Origin of the sequence: Stenotrophomonas sp. WZN-1, assembly GCF_002192255.1 — a bacterium.
GTDB lineage: Bacteria > Pseudomonadota > Gammaproteobacteria > Xanthomonadales > Xanthomonadaceae > Stenotrophomonas.
On the sequence record NZ_CP021768.1, the window covers coordinates 3,258,407 to 3,284,083 of the forward strand.

General features: G+C 67.5%; 24 protein-coding genes. 6 read left to right on the forward strand and 18 right to left on the reverse strand.

Annotated elements, in window-relative coordinates:
- The first annotated feature begins 22 nt into the window (after nt 1-22).
- The 4 genes from CCR98_RS15390 to pdeM are packed head-to-tail and all read left to right on the forward strand — an operon-like array spanning nt 23 to nt 5,712.
- The gene (locus CCR98_RS15390; protein ID WP_087923282.1) at nt 23-1,021 is read left to right on the forward strand and encodes a ligase-associated DNA damage response exonuclease; all 999 of its coding nucleotides are present in this window, start codon (nt 23-25) and stop codon (nt 1,019-1,021) included.
- Nucleotides 1,018-2,625: an ATP-dependent DNA ligase gene (locus CCR98_RS15395; RefSeq protein ID WP_087923283.1), complete on the forward strand. Its 1,608-nt coding sequence runs from the start codon at nt 1,018-1,020 to the stop codon at nt 2,623-2,625. The genes CCR98_RS15390 and CCR98_RS15395 overlap by 4 nt, the downstream gene beginning before the upstream one ends.
- Nucleotides 2,622-5,081 (forward strand): ligase-associated DNA damage response DEXH box helicase, encoded by a 2,460-nt coding sequence (locus tag CCR98_RS15400; protein ID WP_087923284.1) that lies wholly within the window; start codon nt 2,622-2,624, stop codon nt 5,079-5,081. Before CCR98_RS15395 ends, CCR98_RS15400 begins: the two co-directional genes overlap by 4 nt.
- Entirely contained in the window at nt 5,071-5,712 is a 642-nt protein-coding gene (pdeM, locus tag CCR98_RS15405; RefSeq protein ID WP_087923285.1) for a ligase-associated DNA damage response endonuclease PdeM, read from the forward strand. Before CCR98_RS15400 ends, pdeM begins: the two co-directional genes overlap by 11 nt.
- Before the next feature lies 1 nt (nt 5,713).
- On the opposite strand, the gene CCR98_RS15410 is transcribed toward pdeM, so the two are convergent.
- From CCR98_RS15410 to rlmD, 9 genes are all read right to left on the reverse strand, one after another.
- Nucleotides 5,714-5,983 (reverse strand): hypothetical protein, encoded by a 270-nt coding sequence (locus CCR98_RS15410; RefSeq protein ID WP_087923286.1) that lies wholly within the window; start codon nt 5,981-5,983, stop codon nt 5,714-5,716.
- 180 nt (nt 5,984-6,163) lie between these two features.
- A complete protein-coding gene (locus CCR98_RS15415; RefSeq protein WP_087923287.1) occupies nt 6,164-7,432 on the reverse strand; it encodes an NAD(P)/FAD-dependent oxidoreductase in 1,269 nt (422 codons plus the stop codon).
- A 126-nt stretch (nt 7,433-7,558) separates the two neighbouring features.
- Entirely contained in the window at nt 7,559-7,765 is a 207-nt protein-coding gene (locus CCR98_RS15420) for a cold-shock protein (protein WP_005410590.1), read from the reverse strand.
- Between the two features lie 88 nt (nt 7,766-7,853).
- Nucleotides 7,854-8,600 (reverse strand): S-methyl-5'-thioinosine phosphorylase, encoded by a 747-nt coding sequence (locus tag CCR98_RS15425; protein WP_049430529.1) that lies wholly within the window; start codon nt 8,598-8,600, stop codon nt 7,854-7,856.
- An 82-nt stretch (nt 8,601-8,682) separates the two neighbouring features.
- Nucleotides 8,683-9,237: a hypoxanthine-guanine phosphoribosyltransferase gene (locus CCR98_RS15430; RefSeq protein WP_005410592.1), complete on the reverse strand. Its 555-nt coding sequence runs from the start codon at nt 9,235-9,237 to the stop codon at nt 8,683-8,685.
- Entirely contained in the window at nt 9,237-10,244 is a 1,008-nt protein-coding gene (gene nagZ, locus CCR98_RS15435; protein WP_087923288.1) for a beta-N-acetylhexosaminidase, read from the reverse strand. The genes CCR98_RS15430 and nagZ overlap by 1 nt, the downstream gene beginning before the upstream one ends.
- A 132-nt stretch (nt 10,245-10,376) precedes the next feature.
- Entirely contained in the window at nt 10,377-11,072 is a 696-nt protein-coding gene (locus CCR98_RS15440; RefSeq protein ID WP_087923289.1) for a DsbA family oxidoreductase, read from the reverse strand.
- Nucleotides 11,073-11,185: 113 nt separating this feature from the next.
- Entirely contained in the window at nt 11,186-11,671 is a 486-nt protein-coding gene (locus CCR98_RS15445; RefSeq protein ID WP_042359274.1) for a CYTH domain-containing protein, read from the reverse strand.
- Nucleotides 11,672-11,704: 33 nt separating this feature from the next.
- Nucleotides 11,705-13,039 (reverse strand): 23S rRNA (uracil(1939)-C(5))-methyltransferase RlmD, encoded by a 1,335-nt coding sequence (rlmD, locus tag CCR98_RS15450; protein ID WP_087923290.1) that lies wholly within the window; start codon nt 13,037-13,039, stop codon nt 11,705-11,707.
- A 127-nt stretch (nt 13,040-13,166) separates the two neighbouring features.
- Between rlmD and CCR98_RS15455 the strand changes: the two genes are divergently transcribed.
- A complete protein-coding gene (locus CCR98_RS15455) occupies nt 13,167-13,895 on the forward strand; it encodes a response regulator (protein WP_087924210.1) in 729 nt (242 codons plus the stop codon).
- Between the two features lie 640 nt (nt 13,896-14,535).
- Here CCR98_RS15455 and recO read toward each other — a convergent pair.
- From recO to rpoE, 9 genes are all read right to left on the reverse strand, one after another.
- A complete protein-coding gene (gene recO / locus CCR98_RS15460; RefSeq protein WP_087923291.1) occupies nt 14,536-15,255 on the reverse strand; it encodes a DNA repair protein RecO in 720 nt (239 codons plus the stop codon).
- 18 nt (nt 15,256-15,273) lie between these two features.
- Complete coding sequence (gene era / locus CCR98_RS15465; RefSeq protein WP_005410599.1) at nt 15,274-16,170, reverse strand: GTPase Era; 897 nt, start codon at nt 16,168-16,170, stop codon at nt 15,274-15,276.
- Nucleotides 16,167-16,847, reverse strand: a complete 681-nt coding sequence (rnc, locus tag CCR98_RS15470; protein ID WP_087923292.1) for a ribonuclease III — start codon at nt 16,845-16,847, stop codon at nt 16,167-16,169. The genes era and rnc overlap by 4 nt, the downstream gene beginning before the upstream one ends.
- Nucleotides 16,837-17,220: a DUF4845 domain-containing protein gene (locus CCR98_RS15475; RefSeq protein ID WP_087923293.1), complete on the reverse strand. Its 384-nt coding sequence runs from the start codon at nt 17,218-17,220 to the stop codon at nt 16,837-16,839. Before CCR98_RS15475 ends, rnc begins: the two co-directional genes overlap by 11 nt.
- Nucleotides 17,221-17,272: 52 nt before the next feature.
- Complete coding sequence (lepB, locus tag CCR98_RS15480) at nt 17,273-18,067, reverse strand: signal peptidase I (protein ID WP_014038087.1); 795 nt, start codon at nt 18,065-18,067, stop codon at nt 17,273-17,275.
- 54 nt (nt 18,068-18,121) lie between these two features.
- Nucleotides 18,122-19,915, reverse strand: coding sequence for a translation elongation factor 4 (gene lepA, locus CCR98_RS15485; protein WP_032958997.1), 1,794 nt, complete (start codon nt 19,913-19,915; stop codon nt 18,122-18,124).
- A gap of 181 nt (nt 19,916-20,096) precedes the next feature.
- On the reverse strand, nt 20,097-21,632 hold the full coding sequence (locus CCR98_RS15490; RefSeq protein WP_087923294.1) for a DegQ family serine endoprotease: 1,536 nt from the start codon (nt 21,630-21,632) through the stop codon (nt 20,097-20,099).
- 74 nt (nt 21,633-21,706) lie between these two features.
- Nucleotides 21,707-22,582, reverse strand: coding sequence for a sigma-E factor negative regulatory protein (locus CCR98_RS15495; RefSeq protein WP_087923295.1), 876 nt, complete (start codon nt 22,580-22,582; stop codon nt 21,707-21,709).
- Nucleotides 22,579-23,199 (reverse strand): RNA polymerase sigma factor RpoE, encoded by a 621-nt coding sequence (rpoE, locus tag CCR98_RS15500; RefSeq protein ID WP_014038091.1) that lies wholly within the window; start codon nt 23,197-23,199, stop codon nt 22,579-22,581. The genes CCR98_RS15495 and rpoE overlap by 4 nt, the downstream gene beginning before the upstream one ends.
- Nucleotides 23,200-23,434: 235 nt before the next feature.
- Between rpoE and CCR98_RS15505 the strand changes: the two genes are divergently transcribed.
- Nucleotides 23,435-25,498 (forward strand): 3-hydroxyacyl-CoA dehydrogenase NAD-binding domain-containing protein, encoded by a 2,064-nt coding sequence (locus tag CCR98_RS15505; protein WP_049455001.1) that lies wholly within the window; start codon nt 23,435-23,437, stop codon nt 25,496-25,498.
- Nucleotides 25,499-25,677 lie beyond the last annotated feature (179 nt).

Consider the following 25,677-nt stretch of genomic DNA (forward strand, 5'->3'; position numbering starts at 1 on the left):
AGCGGCCGGCCAAAGTGATCGCATGGCAGCCAACGACGATCTGGTGGTCCTGCGCCCCGAAGGGCTGTACTGCGCCGCCGGTGATTTCCACATCGATCCCTGGCGACCGGTAGCGCGCGCGGTCATCACCCATGGCCACGGCGATCACGCACGCCCGGGCATGGGCGAGTACCACTGCAGCGACGGCAGCCTGCCGATCCTGCGCTGGCGCCTGGGCGATGTACCGGTGCAGGCACATGCCGAGGGCGTACCGTTCCGACTGGGCCAGGTGCAGGTATCGCTGCATCCAGCCGGCCATGTACTGGGGTCTTCGCAGGTGCGCATCGACGACGGGCAACAGGTGTGGGTGGCGTCCGGCGACTACAAGCGCCAGCCTGATCCAACCTGTGCGCCATTCGAAGTGGTGCCCTGCGATACCTTCATCACCGAGGCCACCTTCGCCCTGCCGATCTACCGTTGGCCGGACACCCCCGCCGTCGCTGCGGAGATCGTGGCGTGGCGGCGCGAATGCGAACAGCGCGGCGAAGCTGCGATCCTGCTGTGCTATGCACTGGGCAAGGCGCAACGGGTGCTGGCCGAACTGCTGCCGCTGGACGATCGCCCGGCCTGGCTGCACGGAGCCATCGCCAATGGTGTGGCGGTGTACCGGCAGGCCAACGTGCCAATGCTGGAGACGCTTGCGGTGGCCGAGCAGGGTCGCCAGCCGGATGCCGCCGGCCAGTTGATCCTCGCCCCACCCTCGGCCGCCGGCACACCGTGGATGCGCCGCTTCGGCCGCCACCAGTTGGGCTTCGCCTCGGGCTGGATGCAGTTGCGCGGCAACCGGCGTCGCCGCAACGTCGATCGTGGCTTCGTCATTTCCGATCACGCCGATTGGCCCGCGCTGCTGCAGACCATCGAACAGACGGGCGCGCAGCGGGTGATCGCCACCCATGGCAATACCGATGCGTTGATTCCCTTCCTGCGCGAGCGTGGCGTAGCGGCTGAAGCCTTCCGTACCGACTTCGGGAGCGAGGAATGAAGGCCTTCGCGGCGCTCTACCAGCGCCTGGACCGCAGCACCGCCACGCTGGACAAGCGTGCAGCGTTGATCGACTACTTCAGCCAGGCAGGCGCGCATGATGCGGCGTGGGCGCTGTACCTGCTCAGCGGTGGCAAGGTGGGCGGTGCACGCCGCAAGATCGCCGCCAGTGGCGAACTGCGCACCTGGATCGCCGAGGAATCGGGGCTGCCACCGTGGCTGGTGGAAGACAGCTATGCGCAGGTCGGTGACCTCGCCGAGACACTGACCCTGCTGCTGGATGATCCACCACAGCCTTCGCCCGACCGCCCCTTGGCCGAATGGATCGAACAGCACCTGCTGGCGGTGGCCAACCAGCCCGAAGCGGTGCGCCGTACGGCGGTCGTCGCCGGCTGGCGGCAGCTTTGCAGCGGCGAACGCCTGGTGTTCAACAAGCTGCTGACCGGCGCCTTGCGCGTCGGCGTCTCGCAGCGCCTGGTGCAGCAGGCACTGGCGGAGTGGTCCGGCCTGGACATCGCACGCATCGCCCAGCGCATGCTGGGCGAATGGGTGCCCTCGCCCGGGCTGCTGGGCCAGCTGCTGTCGCCGGATGAGCTGCCACTGGACCGGCAGCAACCCTACCCGTTCTTCCTCGCCTCGCCATTGGAAAGCGATCCTGCCGAGCGCCTCGGCCCTATCGAAGATTGGCTGCTGGAATGGAAGTGGGATGGCATCCGCCTGCAGCTGCTGCGCCGGCGTGGCGAGGTCGCATTGTGGTCACGCGGCGAAGAGCGGCTGGATGGCCGCTTCCCCGAAATCGAGCAGGCCGCGATGGCGCTTCCCGATGGCTGCGTACTGGACGGCGAGCTGCTGGCCTGGGACGACGCCACCGACCTGCCGCGTGCATTCACCGCACTGCAGACCCGCATCCAGCGCCGCAAACCCGGTGCGGCCACCCTGCGCAACACGCCGGTGCGCGTGCTCGCCTATGACCTGCTGGAACTCGATGGCGCGGACCTGCGTGAGCATCCGTTGCAGGAACGGCGTGCACGGCTTGCCGAGATCGTCGGTGCCCTGGGTGATGCACGGATCCGGCTGTCACCCGACGTTGCCGCCGAAGACTGGCCGCAGGCTGCCGCGATGCGGGAAACAGCGCGCGAACGCGGCGTGGAAGGGCTGATGCTGAAACGACGTGGCTCGCCCTACCAGGCCGGGCGACGCCGCGGCGACTGGTGGAAATGGAAGGTCGATCCGCTCACCATCGATGCGGTGCTCTTGTATGCGCAGGCCGGCCATGGGCGGCGCAGCACGCTGTATACCGACTACACGTTCGGCGTCTGGGACGGCGACGCGCTGGTACCGGTGGCCAAGGCCTATTCGGGCCTGGATGACAAGGAAATCCTCGCGCTCGACCGCTGGATCCGCGCCAACACCCGCGAGCGCTTCGGACCGGTGCGCGGCGTGCGCGCCGAACAGGTGTTCGAGCTGGGCTTCGAGGCAGTCAACCGCAGCAGCCGGCACAAGTCCGGTATCGCCGTGCGCTTTCCGCGCATCCTGCGTTGGCGCCACGACAAGCCGGCCAGCGAGGCCGATCAGCTGGCCGCCCTGCAGGCGCTGGCGCGATGAACCGCAGCCAGGCACTACGCCGGCTGGAAGACTGGTTCGCGTCGAAAGGCTGGCGCTCGCTGCCGTTCCAGCGCGCGATGTGGCGGCACTATCTCGCCGGCGGATCCGGGTTGCTGCACACCCCCACGGGCAGCGGCAAGACCATGGCGATGTTCGGCGGTCCGCTGCTGCAGGCCATGATCGATCCACCGCCCCCGCCCCGCCGCGCCAGCGCGGTGCGCCCGCTGCAGGTGCTGTGGGTGACGCCCTTGCGCGCATTGGCCAGCGACACCGCGCGCGCACTGCAGGCCGTGGTTGATGGGGTGGGGCTTGGATGGCGCGTCGGCCTGCGCAGTGGTGACGCCAGCAACCGCGAACGACGACAGGCGCGCGAGGGCCGCATCGACGTACTGGTCACCACGCCGGAATCGTTGGCGCTGCTGCTGAGCTATCCGGATACGCTGCCGCGCATGCGCCAGCTGCGCTGCGTGGTGGTGGACGAATGGCACGAGCTGCTGGGCAGCAAGCGTGGAGTGCTGCTGCAGTTGAACCTGGCGGTGTTGCGCGAGGCCGCGCCTGCATTGCAGCTGTGGGGACTATCGGCCACGCTGGGAAACCTGCAGGAAGCGCGCGACGTGCTGCTGCCCGGGCAGCCCGACGCGCCGATCGTGCAGGGCGTGCGCCCGCGCGCAATCAGCGTGCGCAGTCTGCTGCCGGACCCCGGCGAACGTTTCCCCTGGGCCGGGCATCTCGGCCTGGCGCAGCTGCCGCGCGTGCTGGATGCATTGATGCAGGCGCGCAGCAGCCTGCTGTTCACCAACACCCGTGCGCAGGCAGAACTGTGGCATCAGGCGCTGGCCGCGGTCTGGCCGGAAGACCCGGCCACGTTGGCGCTGCACCACGGCTCGCTGGATCCGGTGCTGCGCCAGCAGGTGGAAGACGGGCTGCGCGCGGGCGCGCTGCGCTGCGTCGTTGCCACCTCCAGCCTCGACCTCGGCGTGGACTTCCCCGAGGTTGAGCAGGTACTGCAGCTGGGCAGCCCGAAGGGCGTGGCGCGCCTGCGCCAACGCGCCGGACGCGCACGCCATCGTCCGGGTGCCAGCGGCTCAATTCTGTGCGTCCCCAGCCATGCGCTGGAGCTGGCCGAGTACGCTGCGGTACGCCGTGCATTGGCCGAAGGCGTGGTCGAAGCACGCAGGCCACCAACGCTGTCGCTGGATGTGCTGGCCCAGCATGCGGTCAGCCGCGCCCTGGCGGGCGGCTTCGACAGCGCCGCGCTGCTGGCACAGGTAAGGCGTACCCATGCCTTCGCGTCTCTCGGCGACGATCAATGGCAGGCCGTGCTCACGTTCATCGTGCAAGGCGGCCAGGCGCTGGCCCAGTACCCCGATTTCCACAAGGTCGTGCGTGATGCCGATGGGCGGTACCGCATGCACGACCGTCGCCAGGCGCTGCGTCATCGGCTGTCGATCGGCACCATCAGCAGCGATGGCAGTGTGCGCGTGCAGTTCCTGCGCGGCGGTAGCCTGGGCGCCGTGGAGGAGCAGTTCGCCAGCCGCCTGCGCCGTGGCGATCGCTTCCAGTTCGCCGGACGCCTGCTGGAGCTGGTGCAGCTGCGCGACATGACCGCCTTCGTGCGGTTGGCACGAGGGCGCGGTGACGGTGTCGTCCCCCGCTGGCAGGGCGGCCAGTTGCCGCTGTCGATGCCGCTCGGCCGCGAGCTGGAGTGGGTCCTGTCCGGCGCCGACGACAGCGCCGAATCACGCTGGCTGTCCCCCTTGCTGGCACTGCAGCAGCAGTTGTCGGCGCTTCCCGGCCCTGGCCACCTTCTGGTGGAAGAGGTGCGACGCCGCGAAGGCCAGTTCCTGTTCGTCTACCTCTTTGCCGGCCGCCACGTGCACGAGGCGCTGGCCGCCTTGCTGGCGCTGCGCTGTACCCGCCGGCAGCGCAACAGCATCGGCTATGCGGTGAACGATCACGGCCTGGTACTGGCACCGGCGCAGGCGATCGATCTGGATGCGGCGGAATGGAAGGCGCTGTTCACCACCGATCGGCTGCTTGACGATCTGCGTGCCGCGGTGAACCTGGGCGAGCTGGCGCGCCGCCAGTTCCGTGGCATCGCGCGCGTAGCGGGCCTGCTGGTACCCAGCCTGCCCGGCGGCATGCCGCGATCACTGCGCCAGCTGCAGGCCTCGGCAGGCCTGCTCTTCGACGTGCTGCGCGAGCACGATCCTGACCATCTGCTGCTGGCGCTGGCCGAACGCGAGGTGCTGCACGACAGCCTCGATCTGGCTGGGTTACAGCAGGTACTGGCAAGGATCGGCACGCAGATTCTCTCGATGCAGCGTCCATCGTCACTTACGCCACTGGGCTTCCCGTTGTGGGCCGAACGCCTGCGTGGGCAGTTCAGCAACGAGGACTGGCGTACCCGCGTGCAACGCGCGGCCCAGCAGCTGGAGCGTCGCCATGGCCGATGAACTGCCACTGCTGCGCGCAGGCGAATCGCTGATTCTGCTTGGCGCGCGTGCGCTTTACTGGCCCGCGCGGCAGGCGCTGTTGATTGCCGACCTGCACCTGGGCAAGGCCGATGTGTTCCGCCGCGCCGGCATCGCCCTGCCCAGCGGCGGCACCGGCGAAGACCTGCAACGCCTGCAGGGTCTGCAGGACAGGCATGGCTGCCGCGAGCTGTGGATCCTGGGCGACATCCTGCATGGGCCGGCGCATCGCGCCGCCTGGTACCAGCAATGGCTGGGATGGCGCGAACGCAACGCTGCACTGGATGTGCATGTCCTGCGCGGGAATCACGACCGGCAGCTGCCGCATGCCCAGCTGCAGGTACAGGTCCACGACGAAGTACGGCTGCCGCCGTTCCTGCTTCGCCATGAGCCGACACCCGATGCAGAGCTGCATGTGATTGCCGGGCACCTGCATCCGCAGGTCGCCTTGAGGCCATTGCGAAGGCGTTTCCCCGCATTCTGGCTGCGTGACAGGATGACGGTGCTGCCGGCCTTTTCTGCGTTCACCGCCGGAATCGTGCCTGTTCCCGCCGACGGCGATCAGATGGTCGCCTGCGTGGAAAACGGCCTGGTGGAACTGCCAGTGGTTTGAATCAGGCCGGACGGATGCCCAGCTGCGGCATCAACTGGAACTCGGGCGTGTCATCTTCACGTCGCCGCGGCAAGGCCTGGATCGCCGCCAGCATTTCCTGCGCGCAGGCGCGGATGCGTGCATGGTGCTCCGGCGATGCATGACTGATCAGGCTGCCCACATGGAATTCGAACACGTCCTCCAGTACGTCGGGCTGGTCCTCGTGCAGCATCTGCAACAGTCCGCGCAGCTTGCAGATTTCCGATTCCAGCTCCTCGACCGCGAACAACATGGCGTCCTCCTCTTCAACAACAGGCGGCACGTCCGGGCCGCGACAGGCCGCAACGGCAACGCCGCCCGGGCCACGCGCGATGTTGATCACGGAAAGGAAAACGGGCGCCGCGCAATCGCGTGCAACCTACTTCTCGCATATCCACGGTGAGGCAACCGTTAATTCACGTGACAGCGCGCTTCACGCATTGGCCGTGATCGCGTTGATGCGAGGCATCTCCGCTGCGGTGGCCAGTGCGTCGACGAAAGCCGGATCCAGCGCAAGCGAACCGAACCAGCCATGCTGGGTACCGCTGAGCACGCGCAGCATGTGGCCACGCCCTCCGGGCAGGCGCCCCATCGGGCCGAGCAATACGTCACGCGCCTTGGCCCAGGCGTCACGGTCGGACTGGAACAGCGGTGTCAGCCAACGACTCCAGCGCTGGTACACCGCAACGTGTGCCCTGCGTTGCGCCTGGTAGGCCTGCAGTGCAGCGGCACCGCCGCCATGCGTGCGCACGGCATCGCGCAGTGCCAACGCATCAAGCAGCGCCATGTTCACGCCCTGCCCCAGCTGCGGGCTCATCGCATGTGCGGCATCACCGGCCAATACCATGCGGCCGCAATGCCAGCGCGTCATCACAGCGTCACGGTAGACCGCGCGCGCCAGCTGGCCGGCATCACGCAGATGGGCGAAGCGTGCACTGGCCTGTGGCCACAACGCATGCAGCTCATCCAGCCAGGGGGCCATGCCGTCGGCCTGCCAGCGCTCGAAGTCGGCGCGTGGCAGGCTCCAGAAGAAGCTCAGGCGCGGCGTGTCGTCACCGGGGCGCGTACCGACCGGCAGCAGCCCGATCATCTTGCGCGCGGCCACGTAGCGCTGGCGCAGCTCCTGCAGGTGCGGCCAGTCCTCGGCCGGCAGCAGGCACCACAGCGCCCCCCAGGGATACACCCGGTCCAGCCCGGTACCGCCGGCGATCGTGCCGCGCAGCGTCGACGCGGCGCCATCAGCGGCCACCACCAGGTCGAACGGGCCATGCGCGCGCCCGGCGCTGTCGCGCAGACGGCCGTGTTCGGCATCCACCCCGGTAATGGTGGTACCCGCATGCAGCTGGCCCTCGCCTGCGCGCGCCTCGTCCAGCAGCGAGAACAAGGCCCCGCGCTGCATGCCCAGGCCATGCAGGCGCGCGTCCAGGCCGTCGTAGCGCATGTCCATCACCGCGCGCTCGCACGGCGTGTCGCCATACAGGCGGTGCACCGGCGCGGCATGTGCGCGCACCGCATCAAGCAGGCCCATCTGCCACAGCACCTGCAGGCCGCTGGGCTGCAGCAGGAAGCCGGCGCCAACCGGCCCGGGGGTGGGCACGCGTTCGAAGATCTCAACCTCGTGGCCATCACGGGAGAGCAGGATGGACAATGCCTGTCCGGCGGTGCCGTAGCCGATCACGGCGATGCGCAGTCGTTCCTTCATGGACGCATTGTGCCCGAGCGCAAATCCGGATGGCCATCTGCACTCCGGCCCCCGGCAGCACAATCCTTGCCGTGACGCAAAAAAAAACCCCGCCGAAGCGGGGTTTTCAACGCACTGTCGAGTGGATCACTCGGCCGGCGTGATGTTCGAAGCCTGGGCGCCCTTCGGGCCCTGGGTCACGTCATAGGTGACACGCTGGCCTTCCTGCAGGCTGCGGAAGCCCTTGGAGTTGATGGCGGAGAAGTGCGCGAACACGTCGGCGCTGCCATCCTCCGGCGAGATGAAGCCAAATCCCTTGGCGTCGTTGAACCACTTGACGGTACCGTTCGGCATGGTGATGCGAGACCTTATGCAATGAATGGGTGGTGTACGCTGAACCCGCGCACAAGCTGAGTATGCAAAGCTTGCTCGGGGAAGACAATCACCCCCGCGCCAATTCGCCCACCAGTTCCGGAAGTCCGTTGCTGGCCGCCTGCACATTGGCCAGCACTTCGGCCATCGTAATCTCCTCGCCATCACCGCAGCCGGCGGCCCAGTTGGCGATGATCGCCAGGCAGGCATAATCCAGGCCCAGCTCCCGTGCCAGTGCGGCCTCCGGCATGCCGGTCATGCCCACCAGGTCGCAGCCATCACGGCGCATGCGGGCGATTTCGGCGATGGTTTCCAGGCGCGGACCCTGCGTTGCTCCATAGCAGCCGCCGTCATGGACAGTGACACCGGTCACTTTGGCTGCCGCCAGGATCTTGCTGCGCAACATCGGCGTGTAGGGATGGCCGAAATCGACGTGAACCACGTCGGTGCCCTCTTCTTCACAGATCGTGCTGATGCGGCCCCAGGTGTAGTCGATGATCTGGTCGGGGCAGGCCAGCACGCGCGGACCAAAGTGTTCGGTGATGCCCCCCACCGTGTTCAACGCCAGCACCCGCTGCGCGCCCAGCTGCTGCAGCGCGGCCAGGTTGGCGCGGTAGTTGATCTTGTGCGGCGGCAGCGAATGCCCCTCGCCATGCCGCGCCAGGAACGCGACGCGATGGCCGAGCAGCGTCCCCACCCGCACCGGACCGGACGGGCGGCCGAAGCGGGTGTCGACCTCATGGGTCTGCACGTCGTCAAGCTTGGCCAGGTTGTAGACACCGGTACCGCCGATCACGGCCAGGGCGATCTGTTGCATTCGAAGCACTCCATGAAAAGACGAACGCCGGCACCCGAGGATGCCGGCGGTGGAAGAAGACGCGCTGTGGGCGGCTGCGCGGTTATTCCTTCATTGCGTAAATGGCCGGCACGCAGCGCAGGGTCTCGTTGACGTCCATGCCGAAGCCGAACACGTAGCGGTCCGGCAGTTCGATGCCGGCGTAGTCGGCAGTCACGTCCGGCAGTGCACGGTCGTGCTTCTTCACGGTCATCGCGGCGATGCGCACGTCGGTCGCGCCCTGCTCCAGGCACCAGGTGCGCACGCCCTGCAGGGTGTAGCCCTCGTCGAGGATGTCGTCGACCAGCAGCACGCGGCGGCCGAACAGCGAGGTGGCCGGCTTGTGCTTCCAGACCAGGTCACCGCCGGTGGTTTCGCCACGGTAGCGGGTGGCGTGCAGGTAATCGAACTGCACGTCCTGGCCGCGCGCGCCCAGTTCCAGCGCCAACTGGCCGGCGAACGGCAGCGCACCATGCATGATCGACAGGAACAGCGGCACCTCGCCCTTGTAATCGCGCGCGATGGCGTCGGCGATACCAGCGATGGCCTTGTCGATGGTGGGACGGTCGACCAGCAGGTCAGCCTGGGCCAGGGCCTGGGAAATGGTGAGGTTGGGCATCAGACGGTTCTTCCAAGAGTTTCAAGCAGACGGGATTGGGTGTCGCCATGGCGGGCATCGGCCAGCAGGCCGTCCCAGCCGAGCGCGCCGCGGCCAAGCAGGCCGAGCAGCGCAGCAGTATTGAGGGAGCGTCCCTGCACGGCGTGCAGGGCTTCATCGACCAGTTCCGCGTGGCAGACCAGCACCACATCGCAGCCGGCATCCAGGTGCGCGTGCACGCGTGCCGGCACGCCACCGGCGCTGTGCGAGGCGGCCATGCCGATGTCATCGGAGAACACCACGCCGCGGAAGCCGAGCTCGCCGCGCAGGATCTCCTGGATCCAGCGCGGCGAATAGCCGGCCGGCTCCGCTGCCACCTGCGGATAGATCACGTGCGCCATCATCACCGCATCGGCACCGGCGGCGATGCCGGCCTGGAACGGCACCAGGTCCTGCGCACGCAGTTCGTCCAGCGCGCGCGGGTCGATCGCGGTATCGACGTGGGTGTCTTCCAGCACGGTACCGTGGCCGGGGAAATGCTTGAGCGTTGCGGCCATGCCGACCGCATGCATACCACGCACATAAGCGGCGGTGAACGCCGCCACCACCTGCGGGTCTTCACTGAAGGCGCGGTTGCCGATGGCGCGGTTGCCACGGCCGAGGTCGACCACCGGCGCGAAGCTGAGATCCAGGCCGCTGGCGCGGACTTCGCTGGCCATCAGCCAGGCATGCTGCTCGGCCAGCGCGAGCGCCTGCTGCGGGTCGGTGGCGTACAGCGCACCGATGTCCTGCAGCGGCGGCAGCTCGCTGTAGCCCTCGCGGAAACGCTGCACGCGACCGCCTTCCTGGTCCACGCAGATCAATTGCGGGCGCGGGGCGGCGGCGCGGATCGCCGCGCTCAGATCGGTCACCTGCTGGCGCGAGGCGAAGTTGCGCTTGAACAGCACCACCCCGGCCACGGCATCGTGCTGCAGCCAGTCACGTTCCTGGGCGGTCAGTTCGGTGCCGGCAACGCCGATCAGCAGCATGGTCGATCTCCACAACGCGCGCCCGGATGGCGCAGTGCCGCATTGTCGCAGAACCGGCCGACAGGCGCAGTGGTCAAGGCGAAAGGGAGGTGTGGGGTCAGAGCCCCCTGCGGGGATCTGACCCCGATCTGCTCAGACCTTGCAGCCGTCCGGGCCGCAGGCCTCGTCGCCGCCAGCCGGGGTGGCCGGGGCGCCCTGTTCGGCCGCGATCTGCTGCAGGGCCTGGGCGAACGCTTCCGGCGGCTGGGCCCCGGAAATGGCCCACTTCCCATCGATGACGAAGGTCGGCACCGAGGAAATGCCCAATGCATGGGCCTGTGCAAGCTTGGCTTCGACCTCGGCCAGGCCGCGGTCGGAGGCCAGCATCTGCGCGATTTCACCACCGTCCAGGCCGCCCGCCACGCCGGCCTTCACCAGCACGGCGGTATCGGCCAGATTCTGGCCATGCTCGAAGTGGGCACGGAACAGTGCTTCGCCGACTGTATCCTGCACGCCGTGCTCGCCGGCCAGCCACAACACCCGATGGGCCGGCAGCGTGGTCACCCGCACCTGGCCCTGGCTGAAATCCATCGGCAGGCCCTCGGCCCGCGCGGTGGTCTGGGTCTGGCCGAGGATCTGCTCGGTGCGCTCGACGCCACCGAACTTGCGCACATAGGCCTCGCGCAGCGGCACCGGGGTATCGTCCGCGTCCGGGTCCAGCTGGAACGGCTGCCAGTGGATATCGAGTTCAGGCGCATTGGCGCCCAGCAACTGCACACCCTGCTGGAACCGGTGCTTGCCGATCCAGCACCAGGGGCAGACCACGTCGGAGTAGATGTCGATTCTCATCCCCACCACATGGGGCCCGCCTCCCTCGAAAAAAGGGGACGGAGGGGATTAAGTCGTTTCCAGCACAGCTGGGGTAAAGACGACTTGATCCCCTCCGTCCCCTTTTTGGGGCTTCACCACTGTGAATAGGGATGACTGGCCAGTGCGACGTTGTAGTAGCGCGCGTCGTCGGTGACTTCGGCACCCACCCAGTCCGGCAGGTCGATCGCCTGGTCGGCACTGTCCAGCTCGACTTCGGCCACCACCAGGCCGGCGTTGTCACCAAGGAACTCGTCCACTTCCCAGGTCAGGCCGGCGTGTTCGACCAGATGGCGGCGCTTGTCGATCAGGCCCCCCACGCACAACGCCAGCAGCGCGCGCGCGTCCTCCACCGGGATCGGGTAGTCGAACTCCTGGCGGGTATGGCCGATGGTGCGCGACTTCAGGTTCAACGCTGCGTGGTCGCCTTCGATGCGCACGCGCACCGAGGCGTTCTGGGTGCCGCGGTCGAGCGCGCCCATGTCGTTGATGTAGCCCTGCGCCATCGGGATCACCCGGTGCGCGGCGGTGCGCCAGCCATCACTGCTGACGAGGAATTTGCGTTCGATTTCAATGCCCATCGCGCCATTATGCGCGATGGGCATGACAGCCGATCAGCGCTTCTCGAACACCGCGATGCTTTCCACGTGCGCGGTGTGCGGGAACATGTCCATCGCACCGGCGCTGACCAGGGTGAAGCCCTGTTCGTTGACCAGGTAGCCGGCATCGCGCGCCAGCGAGCCGGGGTGGCAGCTGACGTAGACGATGCGCTTGAACTGCTTCAGCGGCAGCTGCTGCAGCACTTCGATCGCGCCCGAGCGCGGCGGGTCCAGCAGCAGCTTGTCGAAGCCCTGGCGCATCCACGGAGTGCTGCGCTGGTCCTGGGTCAGGTCGGCGCTGAAGAACTGCGCGTTGGCCAGGCCATTGCGCTCGGCGTTCTCACGCGCACGCGCGACCAGGCCGGCATCGCCTTCCACACCGACCACTTCGCGCACGCGGCGGGCCAGCGGCAGGGTGAAGTTGCCCAGGCCGCAGAACAGGTCCAGCACGCGCTCGTCCTCGCCCGGTTCCAGCAGGTCCAGGGCGTGGGCGATCATCTTCTCGTTGAGCTTGGCATTGACCTGGATGAAGTCCAGCGGGCGGAACGCCAGTTCGACATCCCACGGCGCCAGACGGAACGACAGCGGCACGCCCTGCCCGTCCAGCGGCTGCACGGTGTCCACGCCACCGGACTGCAGGTAGATCACGAAGCCATGCTGCTGGCCGAAGGCCGCCCAGGCCACGCGGTCGGCATCGCTTAGCGGCTGCAGATGGCGCACGGTCAGGACCACGGCCTGGTCACCAGCGATGAATTCGATCTGCGGGATGTCACGCTTGCCATCGAGTGACTCGATGAAGGTGGACAGCGCCTCGACCTTGGTGCCGATCTCGGGGATCACGGTCAGGCACTGGCTGAGGTCGGCGACGAAGCGCGGATCCTGTTCACGGAAGCCGACCAGGGTCTTGTCCTTCTTCTCGACCCGGCGCACCGAGAAGCGGCCCTTGCGGCGGTAGCCCCAGCTCTCACCGACCAGCGGCGCCAGCACGGTACCCGGCTTCACATGGCCGATCCGCTCCAGGTTGTCCATCAGCACGCGCTGCTTGGCGACGATCTGCTGGTCCTCGTCCAGGTGCTGCAGCACGCAACCGGCGCAGGTACCGAAATGGGGGCACTTGGGGGTCACCCGCTGCGGCGAGGCCTGCAGCACCTCCACGGTGCGCGCCTCGTCGAAATGGCGGCTGCGGGCGGTCTGTTCAGCCATCACCACCTCGCCGGGCAGCGCGCCACTGACGAAGGTGACCTTGCCGCCCTCGCCTTCACGGCGGGCGACACCGCGACCATCATGGCTGAGGTCGAGGATCTCGGTCTGGAATGGGGTACGGTCGGTGCGGGAACGGGATCGGGCCACGTGGCAACAGGCTGCGGGCAAAAATGGGGGCGTATTGTCGCAGATCCTGACCGGCGGGGCCCGGACCCGCTTGCGCCCGTGGCCGCCGTGCTTGATGATTGGGCCAGCTGACATGGAGGCAGCCCTGATGCAGATGACCCCGCGGGCCGCACGGCCCCGCTTCCTGCTTGTCGAGGACGACATCATCAGCCGCGGTTTTTTCAAGGCGGCGTTGGAAACGTTACCGGCGGATGTGGATACCGCAGATTCGCTGGCCAGTGCCCTGGCCAGTGCCGAGCCCGGCGCGCATGATCTGTGGCTGATCGACGTCAACCTGCCGGACGGCAATGGCGCGCAGCTGCTGCATGAGCTGCGCCGTTCACACCCCGACACGCCCGCGCTGGCACATACCGCCGACGGCGATACCTCCATCCACGCCCGCCTGCGCGAAGCCGGTTTCAGCGACACCCTGGTCAAGCCGCTGGGCCGCGACCAGCTGCTGAAGGCGGTGCGCCGTGCGCTGGTCAACAGTCCGGCGGGAATCTTCCTGGCACAGGCCCCGGCCGCAGTCGAGCTGGCCGTGCAGGACTGGGACGAGACCGCAGCCCTGGCCGCGCTCAATGGCCAGCGCAACCACCTGATCGCCCTGCGCGAGCTGTTCCTGGCCGAGTTGCCGGGCGTGCGCGACGCGGTAGAGCAGGCGGTGGACCAGCACGACGAGCGCCAGCTGCGCAGCCAGCTGCACCGGTTGCAGGCCAGCTGTGGCTTCGTGGGGGCGGCACGGTTGGGCCGGGCGGTGCGCCAACTGCATCATGCGCCCGAGTCCGGGCAGGCCCAGGCAGGGTTCCGCGACGCGGTAGCTGCCCTGCTGCATTGAGGGGTGTTCAGCAGGGCTGCGCCCTGCACCTGCAGAGGCGTTCAAGCCAGAGCAACACCAAAGGCCAGAGCCAGATCGGCTCTGGCTTTCTGCTTGTTGGGCGGGGCGGTGTGGATTGGCAGGACACGCCGTAAACCCGTCCATGGGGGCTCGATGGCGCCTTGCTCGTGTGCGCTGTCCTGCGCACACGGCAAGACCGGGGTTGGGCGTCCTGCCCAACCCGCCCGAGGCGTGCCTCGGGCCCATGGCGCCAACGGTCCTGCCAACCCACACCGCCCCACCCCCGACAGATTCCGTGTGACGGAGGGTAGATCCACGCCATGCGTGGATGAATCTCAATCGGAATCAAATATTTCGAATTGAAATCGAAACGCATCCACGCATGGCGTGGCTCTACTGTGTCGACCAAGGTCGACACCCACCAGAGCAGAGTGCCGTTCCGACAGCTCGCGAGAAACTGTCGAAGGCGGGGTGGGTCCGGTTGCGGGGGCGTGAGCCGCATGGATGCGGCGACCGAGCTTACATGGACGTACTTGCAGCGGCCCCCGCAACCGGCCCCCCCGCCTACCCACGGATAGCCAGCTTTTGCAGTTGACGTTGATTCGGCGGGTGCAGGGCTGCAAGCCCTGCCGAACACCCCTCAACGCCTGGGCGCGAGCTGCTCGAGCATTTCCCAGGACTTCAGGCCGCGCGGCCCCAGGTGATGGGCCAGCACCCGCCGCATCGGCAAGCGCAGGCTGGCCAGGCCGGCGGCATCGGGCTCTTCATCTGCCGCCAACGCCAGCAGCGCCGAGCCGGTGGCCGCTGCCCGGCGTTCCCCACCGCGCTCGCTCAGCAGGCGCTGCGCGCCCTCCTGCGGATCCAGTTCGTAGCGCGCCGCCGGATCGATCGGCTGGCCATCGCTGGCACTGTCCAGCTCGAAGCCCAGCCCCAGCGCGGACAACAGTTCGCGTTCGAAACGGCGCAGGGTCCAGGCCAGGCCGGCACCGACCGCCAGCCGCGCGCGTGCCTCGCCATAGGCGAGGTACAGCTCCGGCAGCGGGTCCTGGCGCGGGGCCAGGCGCAGGGTCAGTTCACTCAGGTAGAAGCCGGCCAGCATCGCCTGGCCGACCAGGCGTGGCGCGGCATCCAATGCCTCGGCACCACGCAGCTGGGCCAGTTCACCCCGCTGCCGGGCACTGAAGCGTATCCACTGCAACGGCTGCAGGGCGGCACGCAGCACCTGGCCCTTGGCGGTGGACACGCCACGCGCCAGCAGGCCAATGCGGCCATGCTGCGCGCTCAACACTTCGACCAGCAGGCTGGTCTCGCGGTAGGCCCGTGCGTGCAGCACGAAGCCGGTGTCGTCCTCGATCATCATCGAAGCGACTGCAACGCCTTACTCGTAACCGAAGGCCTTCAGCGCGGCCTCGTCGTCGGACCAGCCTTCACGCACGCGCACCCAGGTTTCCAGGAACACCTTGGCCCCGAACAGACGCTCCATCTGCAGGCGGGACTTGGCGCCGATCTCCTTCAGGCGGGCGCCGCCCTTGCCGATCACAATGGCCTTCTGGCCCTCGCGCTCGACCCAGATCACCGCACCGATACGCAGCAGGTTGCCGTCCTCGGTGAAGCGCTCGATCTCGACGGTGGTGGCGTACGGCAGTTCCTCGCCGAGTTGGCGCATCAGCTGCTCGCGCACCAGTTCACCAGCCAGGAAACGCTGGCTGCGGTCGGTGATCTCATCCTCGCCGAACATCGGCGGAGCTTCCGGCAGCAGCTTCAGCACATCGCGTACCAGCGCTTCCAGGCCGTTGCGCTTCTGCGCGGAGATCGGATGCACGGCGGCGAAATCACGCCCCTCGGTCACCTGCTGCAGGAACGGCAGCAGCGCGCCCTTTTCCTTCAGGCGATCGATCTTGTTGACCACCAGAACGACCGGAATGCCGGCGTCGCGCAGCACGTTGAACGCCAGGCTGTCCTCTTCATCCCAGCGCCCGGCTTCGATCACCAGCAGGCCGGCATCGACGCCTTCCAGCGAGCCGCGCGCGGCGCGGTTCATCACCCGGTTCATCGCCCGCTTCTGCACCTTGTGCAGGCCGGGGGTGTCGACCAGCACCAGCTGGCCTTCCGGATAGGTGGCGATGCCCAGCAGGCGATGGCGCGTGGTCTGCGGACGGTTGGAGACGATGCTGACCTTGGCGCCGACCAGGGCATTGGTCAGGGTCGACTTGCCCACGTTCGGGCGGCCGATGACGGCCACGCTGCCGCAATGATGGGGAGTTTGTTCGCTCACTTGGAATCCAGTTGTTCTAGGACGGCCGCAGCCGCCTGTTGTTCGGCAAGCCGCCGCGAGGCGCCTTCGCCCTCGGTGCTGGCGGCCGGGTCGGCTACGTTGCAGCGTACCCGGAAGTGTTTGGCGTGGTCGTCACCGGATTCTGACACCAGTTCGTACTGCGGCAACGCCTTCTGTCGGGCCTGCAGCCATTCCTGCAGGCGGGTCTTGGGGTCCTTTTCGGGCCGGCCGGAGGCCGGCAGTGCCTCGATCGAAGCGCTGAACCAGGGCAGTACCACCGCCCGGCAGGCCTCGAAGCCGGCATCCAGGTAGATCGCAGCCACCACGGCTTCCACCGCGTCGGCCAGGATCGAATCACGACGATGGCCGCCGGACTTCATTTCGCCCGGGCCCAGGATCAGCCGCTCGCCCAGTTCCAGGGTACGTCCGATCACCGCCAGCGCGCCCTCACGCACCAGCTCGGCGCGGGCACGGGTCATCGCGCCTTCGTCAGCCTTGGGCCAGCGTTGGTACAACGCCTCGGCCGCCATCATGTTGACGATGCTGTCGCCGAGGAATTCCAGGCGCTCGTTGTGTGGCGCACCCGCACTGCGATGCGTCAGCGCCTGCTTCAGCAGCGCCGGGTCGCGGAAGGGATGACCGATCAGGTCACCACGTTGGAAAGGTTTATTCGGCACCGCTTCGGGTCAGGTCCTGGGTTGAATCGAATTTGCCAACCACGTCCAGGTTGCCGACCAGCGGACGGCGCACTTCGTAGTTGACCTTGAGGGTCCAGCCATTGTCGCGACGGTCGAACTTCACGTTGGCCGGCTTCACGTTTTCCGAGTAGTTGATGTACAGCCGCTTGAAGAACAGATCCTGGATCCGGGCCGGCTCCATGCTGCCCACCCCCGGCTCCTTGGCCAGGCTCTTCATCGCCGAGCGCACCGCGTAATACTCCTGGTACATCGGGAACAGCTTCATGCCGATGTAAAGGAAGAAACCGACCACGATCAGGACCGCCAGGAACGAGGTCAGGGTCATGCCACGCTGCGTGTTCATCGTCTTCATTGCGTTCTCCCCAGATACGCGTTGGATGTGAAAATACTCGGTTGATGCCTGATCAGTTGATGCTCGAGCCGATCCGCGACGGCTCGAAGCCATCCTTGCAGAACCAGCCCTGGCAGTTCAGCCAGATCAGGAAGGCCTTGCCGCGCAGGTTTTCTTCCGGCAGCAGGCCCCAGAAACGGCCGTCGTCGCTGTTGTCACGGTTGTCGCCCATCACCAGGTACTTGCCGGCCGGCACGGTCCACTGGCCCTGGCCACGCGGATAGTCGGTCTCCAGCACGGTATGGGTGCGGCCCGGCAGGTGCTCGACCAGCAGGTTGGCGCCCTCGCCCTGGCCCTTGTGGCCGGCATAGATGCCCTTGTTGTCGTACTTCAGCGGTTCGCCGTTGAGGATCACGCCGTCGCCTTCAAAGACCACGGTGTCACCCGGCACGCCGATCACGCGCTTGATGAAGTTCTCGCCCTTGGCCGGGTCGTTGTCGCTGTGGCCGGGGAAGTGGAACACCACCACGTCTCCGCGCGACGGCTCGCCGAACGGCACGATCTTGGTGTTGCTGATCGGCAGGCGCAGGCCGTAGGAGAACTTGTTGACCAGGATGAAATCGCCGATCAGCAGGTTCGGCATCATCGAGCTGGACGGGATCTTGTACGGCTCGGCGATGAAACTGCGCACGATCAGCACGATCGCCAGCACCGGGAAGAACGCACGCGAGTAGTCCACCAGCACCGGCTCGGAATCGAGCAGGCCCGCGCGCTGGGCGCGACGCTTGGCGAGATACAGCTTGTCCGCGAGCAGGATCAGGCCCGAGGCCAGGGTCAGCACGACCAGGAGGATCTCAAACAGTTTCATTCAGGGTCCTTTGCAACGTCACCAGACGACCGGCCCCGCAGGGCCGGTGCGGGCTTACTTGTTGTCCATCTGCAGGACGGCCAGGAACGCTTCCTGCGGAATCTCCACGCGTCCGACCTGCTTCATGCGCTTCTTGCCTTCCTTCTGCTTTTCCAGAAGCTTCTTCTTGCGCGAAACGTCGCCACCATAGCACTTGGCCAGCACGTTCTTGCGCATGGCCTTGACCGTGGTGCGGGCGATGATCTGCGAGCCGACCGCGGCCTGGATGGCCACGTCGAACATCTGGCGCGGGATCAGGTCCTTCATCTTCTCGCACAGCTCGCGGCCGCGGCGATCGGCATGGCTGCGGTGCACGATCAGCGACAGCGCATCGACCTTGTCACCATTGATCAGCACGTCCACGCGCACGAACGGGCCCGCGTCGAAGCGCACGAAGTGGTAGTCCAGCGAGGCATAGCCACGGCTGACCGACTTCAGCTTGTCGAAGAAGTCCAGCACCACTTCGGCCATCGGCAGCTCGTAGCTGATCTGCACCTGGCTGCCCAGGTAGTTGATGCCGATCTGGCTGCCGCGCTTTTCTTCGCACAGCTTGATGATGTTGCCGATGTACTCCTCGGGGGTGAGCACGTTGGCACGGATGATCGGCTCGCGGATCTCCTCGACCTGGTTCACCGCCGGCAGCTTGGCCGGGTTGTCCATGTTGATGATCGAGCCATCGGTCTTCAGGACTTCATACACCACCGTCGGCGCGGTGCTGATCAGGTCCAGGTTGTATTCGCGCTCCAGGCGCTCCTGCACGATTTCCATGTGCAGCATGCCAAGGAAGCCGCAACGGAAGCCGAAGCCCATCGCCTCGGAGCTTTCCGGCTCGAAACGCAGCGCGGCATCGTTCAGGCGCAGCTTGTCCAGCGCTTCGCGCAGGTCCGGGTAGTCTTCGGCATCAACCGGGAACAGGCCGGCGAACACGCGCGGCTGCATTTCCTGGAAGCCCGGCAGCGGCTTCGGCGCCGGATCGCCGGCCAGGGTCAGGGTGTCGCCGACCGGCGCACCGTGCACGTCCTTGATGCTGGCGGTGACCCAGCCCACTTCACCGGCACGCAGCGCCGGCAGCACCTTGCGCTTCGGGGTGAACACGCCGACGTTGTCGACCTGGTGGTTGCGGCCGGTCGACATCACCTGCAGCTTGTCACCGGCCTTGATCTCACCCTGCATCACGCGCACCAGCGAGACCACGCCCAGGTAGTTGTCGAACCACGAGTCGATGATCAGCGCCTGCAGCTTGTCGGTGTCGCGCGGTGCCGGCGGCGGGATGCGATGGACGATCGCCTCCAGCACGTCCTGCACGTTGAGGCCGGTCTTGGCGCTGACCGGCACAGCGTCGGAGGCGTCGATGCCGATCACGGCCTCGATCTCGGCCTTGGCGCGCTCGATGTCGGCGGTGGGCAGGTCGATCTTGTTGATCACCGGCACCACTTCCAGGCCCTGTTCCACCGCGGTGTAGCAGTTGGCCACCGACTGCGCTTCCACGCCCTGCGCCGCATCGACCACCAGCAGCGCGCCTTCGCAGGCGGCCAGCGAGCGGCTGACTTCATAGGAGAAGTCGACGTGGCCGGGGGTGTCGATGAAGTTCAGGTGGTAGGTCTGCCCGTCCTTGGCCAGGTACGGCAGTGACACCGACTGCGCCTTGATCGTGATGCCACGCTCGCGCTCGATGGGATTGGAGTCGAGCACCTGCGCTTCCATCTCGCGGGCCTGCAGGCCACCGCAGAGCTGGATGATGCGGTCGGCCAGCGTGGACTTGCCGTGGTCGACATGGGCGATGATGGAGAAGTTGCGGATGTTCCGCATCGAATCAGAAGACATAGGTGGCGGCGGCGCGCGGCGTCGTCAGGGTAACGGTCGATTATCGCACGCCCGGCGCCCTGCCGCGAAAACTGCCTCATCGGGCCGGACGCTGAACGACCGAAGCCCCGCCGGGGCGGGGCTTCGGGGGAGACGCCGGGGCCGCCGCAGCGCCCCCGGCAGGGCCTTACTGGCCGGCCTTGACCGCCACGAAGGCGCTGTTGCCATTGGCCGTGCGGACCAGCAGCATCACCACGTCGTCCTTCTTGAAGCTGGACAGCGCCCGGTTCAGGGCATCCACGCTGCCGACCGCGACGCGACCGACCTGCAGGATCACCATCCCCGGCGACAGGCCGGCATCACGCGCCGCCTGGCCCTTGACCCCGGTGATGCGCACGCCTTCGTTGCCGTTGAGCCCGAACTGCTTGCGCTGGGCCGCGTTCAGGTCGCTGACATCCAGCCCCAGCAGGGCATTGGCGCCGGTCTGCGGAGCCGCCTCGGCACCGCCGGCCGACGGCCCGCGCGCATTGGTCTGCCCGTCTTCACTCAGCGCCGTCAGCGTGGCGCTGAGCTCATGCGGCTTGCCGTCGCGGTACACCACCAGGTTCACCTTGCTGCCCGGCGCCATCGCACCGATCAGCGGCGGCAGGTCGGACCAGCTGTTGACCGCGCTGCCGTTGACAGAGCGGATGACATCGCCCACCTGCACGCCGGCCTTGGCGGCCGCACTGCCGGCCACGATCTGGTTGACCAGCGCGCCGCGGCTGTCCGGCAGGCCCAGGCCCTGCGCCTTCAGCGAATCGATCGGTTCGACCACCGCGCCGAGCTGGCCGCGGGTGACCTTGCCGCTCTTCTTGATCTGCTCGACCGCGCTCATCGCCAGGTCGATCGGAATCGCGAAGCTGATGCCCATGTAGCCGCCGGAGGCGGAGAAGATCTGCGAGTTGATGCCGACCACTTCGCCGCGGGTGTTGAGCAGCGGGCCACCGGAATTGCCCTGGTTGATCGCCACGTCGGTCTGGATGAACGGCACGTAGCGCTGATCGGCACCGCCGGTGCTCCGGCCCAGCGCGCTGACGATACCGGCCGTGACCGAGTGGTCAAGGCCGAACGGCGAACCGATCGCGACAACCCACTGGCCCGGCTTCAGGGTGTTGGAGTCACCCACGCGCACGGTCGGCAGGTTCTTGCCGTCGATCTTCAGCAGGGCCACGTCGTACTGCTGGTCGCTGCCCACCACCTTGGCGGTGAACTCGCGGCTGTCGCCCAGCTTGACCTTCACCTCACTGGCGTCGGCCACCACGTGGTAGTTGGTCAGCACATAGCCATCGGGCGAGATGATGAAGCCCGAGCCCATGCCGCGGCCCTTGATGCTGGGACCGCCATCCTGCCCACCCGGCCCCTGCCCCGGCATCGGGAAGTCAGGGCCAAAGAAACGGCGGAAGAACTCCGGCATGTCATCGTCGCCGCCCATCGGGCCCCGCGAGGCCTGGCGATTGTTGCGGACGATGGTGGTGTCGACGTTGACCACGCCCGGACCGACCTGTTCGACCAGGTTGGTGAAGTCGGGCAGGCCGCTGACCAGCGGCTGCGCGGGCGCCCGCGGCGCCGCGGCCGGCGCAGGCAGGGTCTGGGCGGCAGGCGCCGGCGCCTGTGCACAGGCCATCAGGGGAAGGGTCAGGGCCAGCAGGCCAATGGCCTGCGTGCGGAGTCGGGGAGTCATCGGACGGCAACCTCCGGGTCGGATGGAAAGAGGAATACGGGCCCCGCCGACGGCGGGGCGTGAAGGCACCCAGCTCAGTCGCGCGGGCGCGGCGGCACCGGCAGGTCGTCCTGCAGGCGCGGCTCGAACGGGTAGAACGCGGCACCGCCGGCGTGGGCCGGGAAGCTGGCGTTGAGCGCACCACCGGCGGGCGCCAGGCTGGAGCGCGGCCATGGCCGGGCCTGCAACCCACCGACCTCACCAAACGGCAGGTTGCGGTTGGCATTGGCCGGCATGGTCGGGGTCAACGGTGCCTGTGTGGAAGCCACGGCACGCTGCGGAAGATCGTCACGCTGGGCGGCACGCGCGGCCTGCTGGCTGCGCGTGGCACTGGCGCGGCGGGCATCCTGGCGGCGGCTGGCGGCCATCGCCACGGCCGGCGCAGCCACCACGGCCATTGCCGCGGTATCCACCGATGCCTCGGTGACCGGCGCCGGCTGGGTCGGTGCCGGCGCCAGCCGGGCCTGGCTGGCGATCACCTGCGGTGCCAGTGGCTCTCCCGGCGTGGCTTCCTGCAGCTTCTCGCCGCCCATGAACAGCGCCACGGCCGCCACCGAGGCGGCCAGTGCGGCACCGCCGCCCCAGGCCCGCCAACCGCTGCGGCGCACCTGGCGACGGGACTCGGGCTGCGGCACGGGCTCGGCGGCAACAGCTGCGGCCACGGCGGCGCTGAAACCAGCCGGTGCCAATGCCGAGGCCTGCCCGCGCATCACGTCGCCCAGCAGCTGCCAGCGCTCCTGGCAGCCGGCCAGTTCGGGGTCGTGCTCCATCCGGCGCAGCAGGAAGCGCGCTTCATCGGCGCCCAGCTCGCCATCGACCAGGGCCGACAGCTGCTCACGATGGCGCTGGTCCAGGCGCTGCCCGGCGGGCGATTGATGGTTCTGCGATTCGTTGAACGGATTACTGGTCATACGCGGCTCTTCTCACGGGTGGCGCTGCCGATGTCCAACAGCGGCCGGAGTTCGGTGTCGATCGCCTCGCGCGCCCGGAAGATCCGTGAACGCACGGTGCCGATCGGGCACCCCATCTTCTGCGCGATATCCTCGTAGCTCAGGCCTTCCACCTCGCGCAGGGTGATCGCCGACCGGAGCTCTTCCGGCAGCGCGTTGACGGCCTTCATGACCGTCTGTTCCAGCTCCTGGCGCATCAACTCGCGCTCGGGCGTGTCGGTGTCCCGCAGGCGGGTACCACTGTCGAACTGCTCGGCGTCACCGATGTCGATGTCATCGGTCGGCGGACGTCGATTGTGTGAAGCCAGGTAGTTTTTGGCGGTATTCACGGCGATTCGATGCAACCAGGTTGAGAACTGGGCATCGCCACGGAAACTTCCGATCGCGCGGTAGGCACGGATGAAAGTGTCCTGGGCGACGTCCTGACATTCGCTCCAGTCGGCGATGTAGCGACCGACCAGGGCCACGACCCGATGCTGGTACTTGCGCACCAGGACATCGAACGCGGCACTCTCGCCGTGCTGCACGCGCCGGACCAGCTCCAGATCCAGCTCCTGAGGTGTATCAACATCGGCCATGAGGGGCCGCACTCCTGTCAGCCCAACCGACGTCGGGCAATGAGACTGCCAATCCCGGGAAAAGTTCAGTCGCCGATCACCTGGCGCCGCACCAGCTTTTAACCACCGTTCCGTTAGCGTCCCGGTCCACGGCCATGGATCCGGGGTCGCCACTCCCCTGCTATTGGGATTTGACGCGGGGGAAACAACCTCTGGATCATAGCCGCTTCTCCATACACAACCGGATGGAACGTCCATGCTCTCAGGCTTCGATGGTCTCCGCTTCAGCCACTGGCACCCCGAGATCCGCGACGACGGCGTGGTGGTTCTCTCCCTGGATCGTCAGGACAGCAGCGTCAACGCGATGTCGCAGGATGTGCTGCTGGAACTGGGCGACCTGCTTGAGCGCATCGCCCTGGACCCACCCAAGGGCGTGGTGATCCAGTCGCTGAAGAAAGCCGGCTTCATTGCCGGTGCCGATCTGAAGGAGTTCCAGGAATTCGACCGTCGCGGCACCGTCAACGACGCGATCCGTCGTGGCCAGGCCACCTACCAGAAGCTGGCCGAGCTGCCCTGCCCGACCGTGGCGGCCATCCACGGCCACTGCCTCGGCGGCGGCACCGAGCTTGCCCTGGCCTGCCGCTACCGCGTGGCCTCCAATGACAGCAGCACCCGCATCGGCCTGCCGGAAACCCAGCTGGGCATCTTCCCGGGCTGGGGCGGCAGCGCGCGCCTGCCGCAGCTGGTCGGCGCCCCGGCGGCGATGGACATGATGCTGACCGGCCGCACCCTGTCGGCCTCGGCCGCGCGTGGCATCGGCCTGGTCGACAAGGTGGTGGCACCGGCGGTGGTGCTCGACACCGCCGTCGCACTGGCGCTGTCCGGCACCACCCGCCCGTTCAAGCAGCGCGCGACGGCCTGGGCCACCAACACCTGGCTGGCACGCACGCTGCTGGCACCGCAGATGGTCAAGCAGGTCGCACGCAAGGCCAAGAAGGACCAGTACCCTGCGCCGTACGCGCTGATCAGCACCTGGCAGCGCAGCGGTGGCAAGCCGATCCAGGCACGCCTCGACGCCGAACGCCGGGCCGTGGTGAAGCTGGCCAGTACACCGACCGCGCGCAACCTGATCCGCATCTTCTTCCTGACCGAGCGCCTGAAGGGCCTCGGCGGTGGGGATTCCGGCATCCGCCACGTGCACGTGGTCGGCGCCGGCGTGATGGGCGGCGACATCGCCGCGTGGGCCGCCTACAAGGGCTTCGAAGTGACCCTGCAGGACCGTGAGCAGCGCTTCATCGACCCGGCCATGGAACGCGCGCAGGCGCTGTTCGCCAAGAAGGTGCGCGACGAGAGCAAGCGCCCTGCCGTGGCCGCGCGCCTGCGTGCCGACCTGGAAGGCAACGGCGTGGCCGAGGCCGACCTGGTGATCGAGGCGATCATCGAGAACCCGGAGGCCAAGCGTGCGCTGTACCAGACGCTGGAACCGAAGATGAAACTGGACGCGCTGCTGACCACCAATACCTCGTCGATTCCGTTGGTGGAACTGCGCGACCATATCCAGCGTCCGGCACAGTTCGCCGGCCTGCACTACTTCAATCCGGTCGCGCAGATGCCGTTGGTGGAGATCATCCATCACGACGGCATGGCGCCGGAGACCGAGCGCCGCCTGGCCGCGTTCTGCAAGGCGTTGGGCAAGTTCCCGGTACCGGTGGCCGGCAGCCCGGGATTCCTGGTCAACCGCGTGCTGTTCCCGTACATGCTGGAAGCCGCCACCGCCTATGCCGAAGGCATCCCGGGCCCGGTGATCGACAAGGCCGCCGTGAAGTTCGGCATGCCGATGGGGCCGATCGAACTGATCGATACCGTCGGCCTGGACGTGGCCGCCGGCGTCGGCCGCGAACTGGCGCCGTTCCTGGGCCTGCAGATTCCGGCCGCGCTGCAGACGGTGGAACCGGACAAGCGTGGCAAGAAGGATGGCCAGGGCATCTACACCTGGGAGAACGGCAAGCCGAAGAAACCGGACGTGGCCAGCGACTACCAGGCCCCGGCCGATCTGGAGGACCGCCTGATCCTGCCGCTGTTGAACGAGGCGGTGGCCTGCCTGCACGAAGGCGTGGTGGCGGATGCGGACCTGCTGGATGCCGGCGTGATCTTCGGCACTGGTTTTGCACCGTTCCGCGGCGGTCCCATCCAGCACATCCGTGCGGTGGGTGCCGATGCGATCGTCGAGCGGTTGAAGGCACTGCAGCAGCGCCACGGCGACCGTTTCGCCCCGCGCCCAGGCTGGGACAACCCCGCCCTGCGCGAACCGGTGGTGTGATCGGCCGGGCCTGCGGCCCGGCACCCGCGTTTCAAACCAAAGCCAAAGCCAGAGCCGGAGCAACAGCCGGCTCTGGCTTTTCTGTTTGTTGGTGGGGCGGTGTGGATCACTCCGAACTGGTGGGTGGCTACCTTGGTCGCCACCAGGAGCGAAGCGACCGGCGTTTGATTTTGATTTTC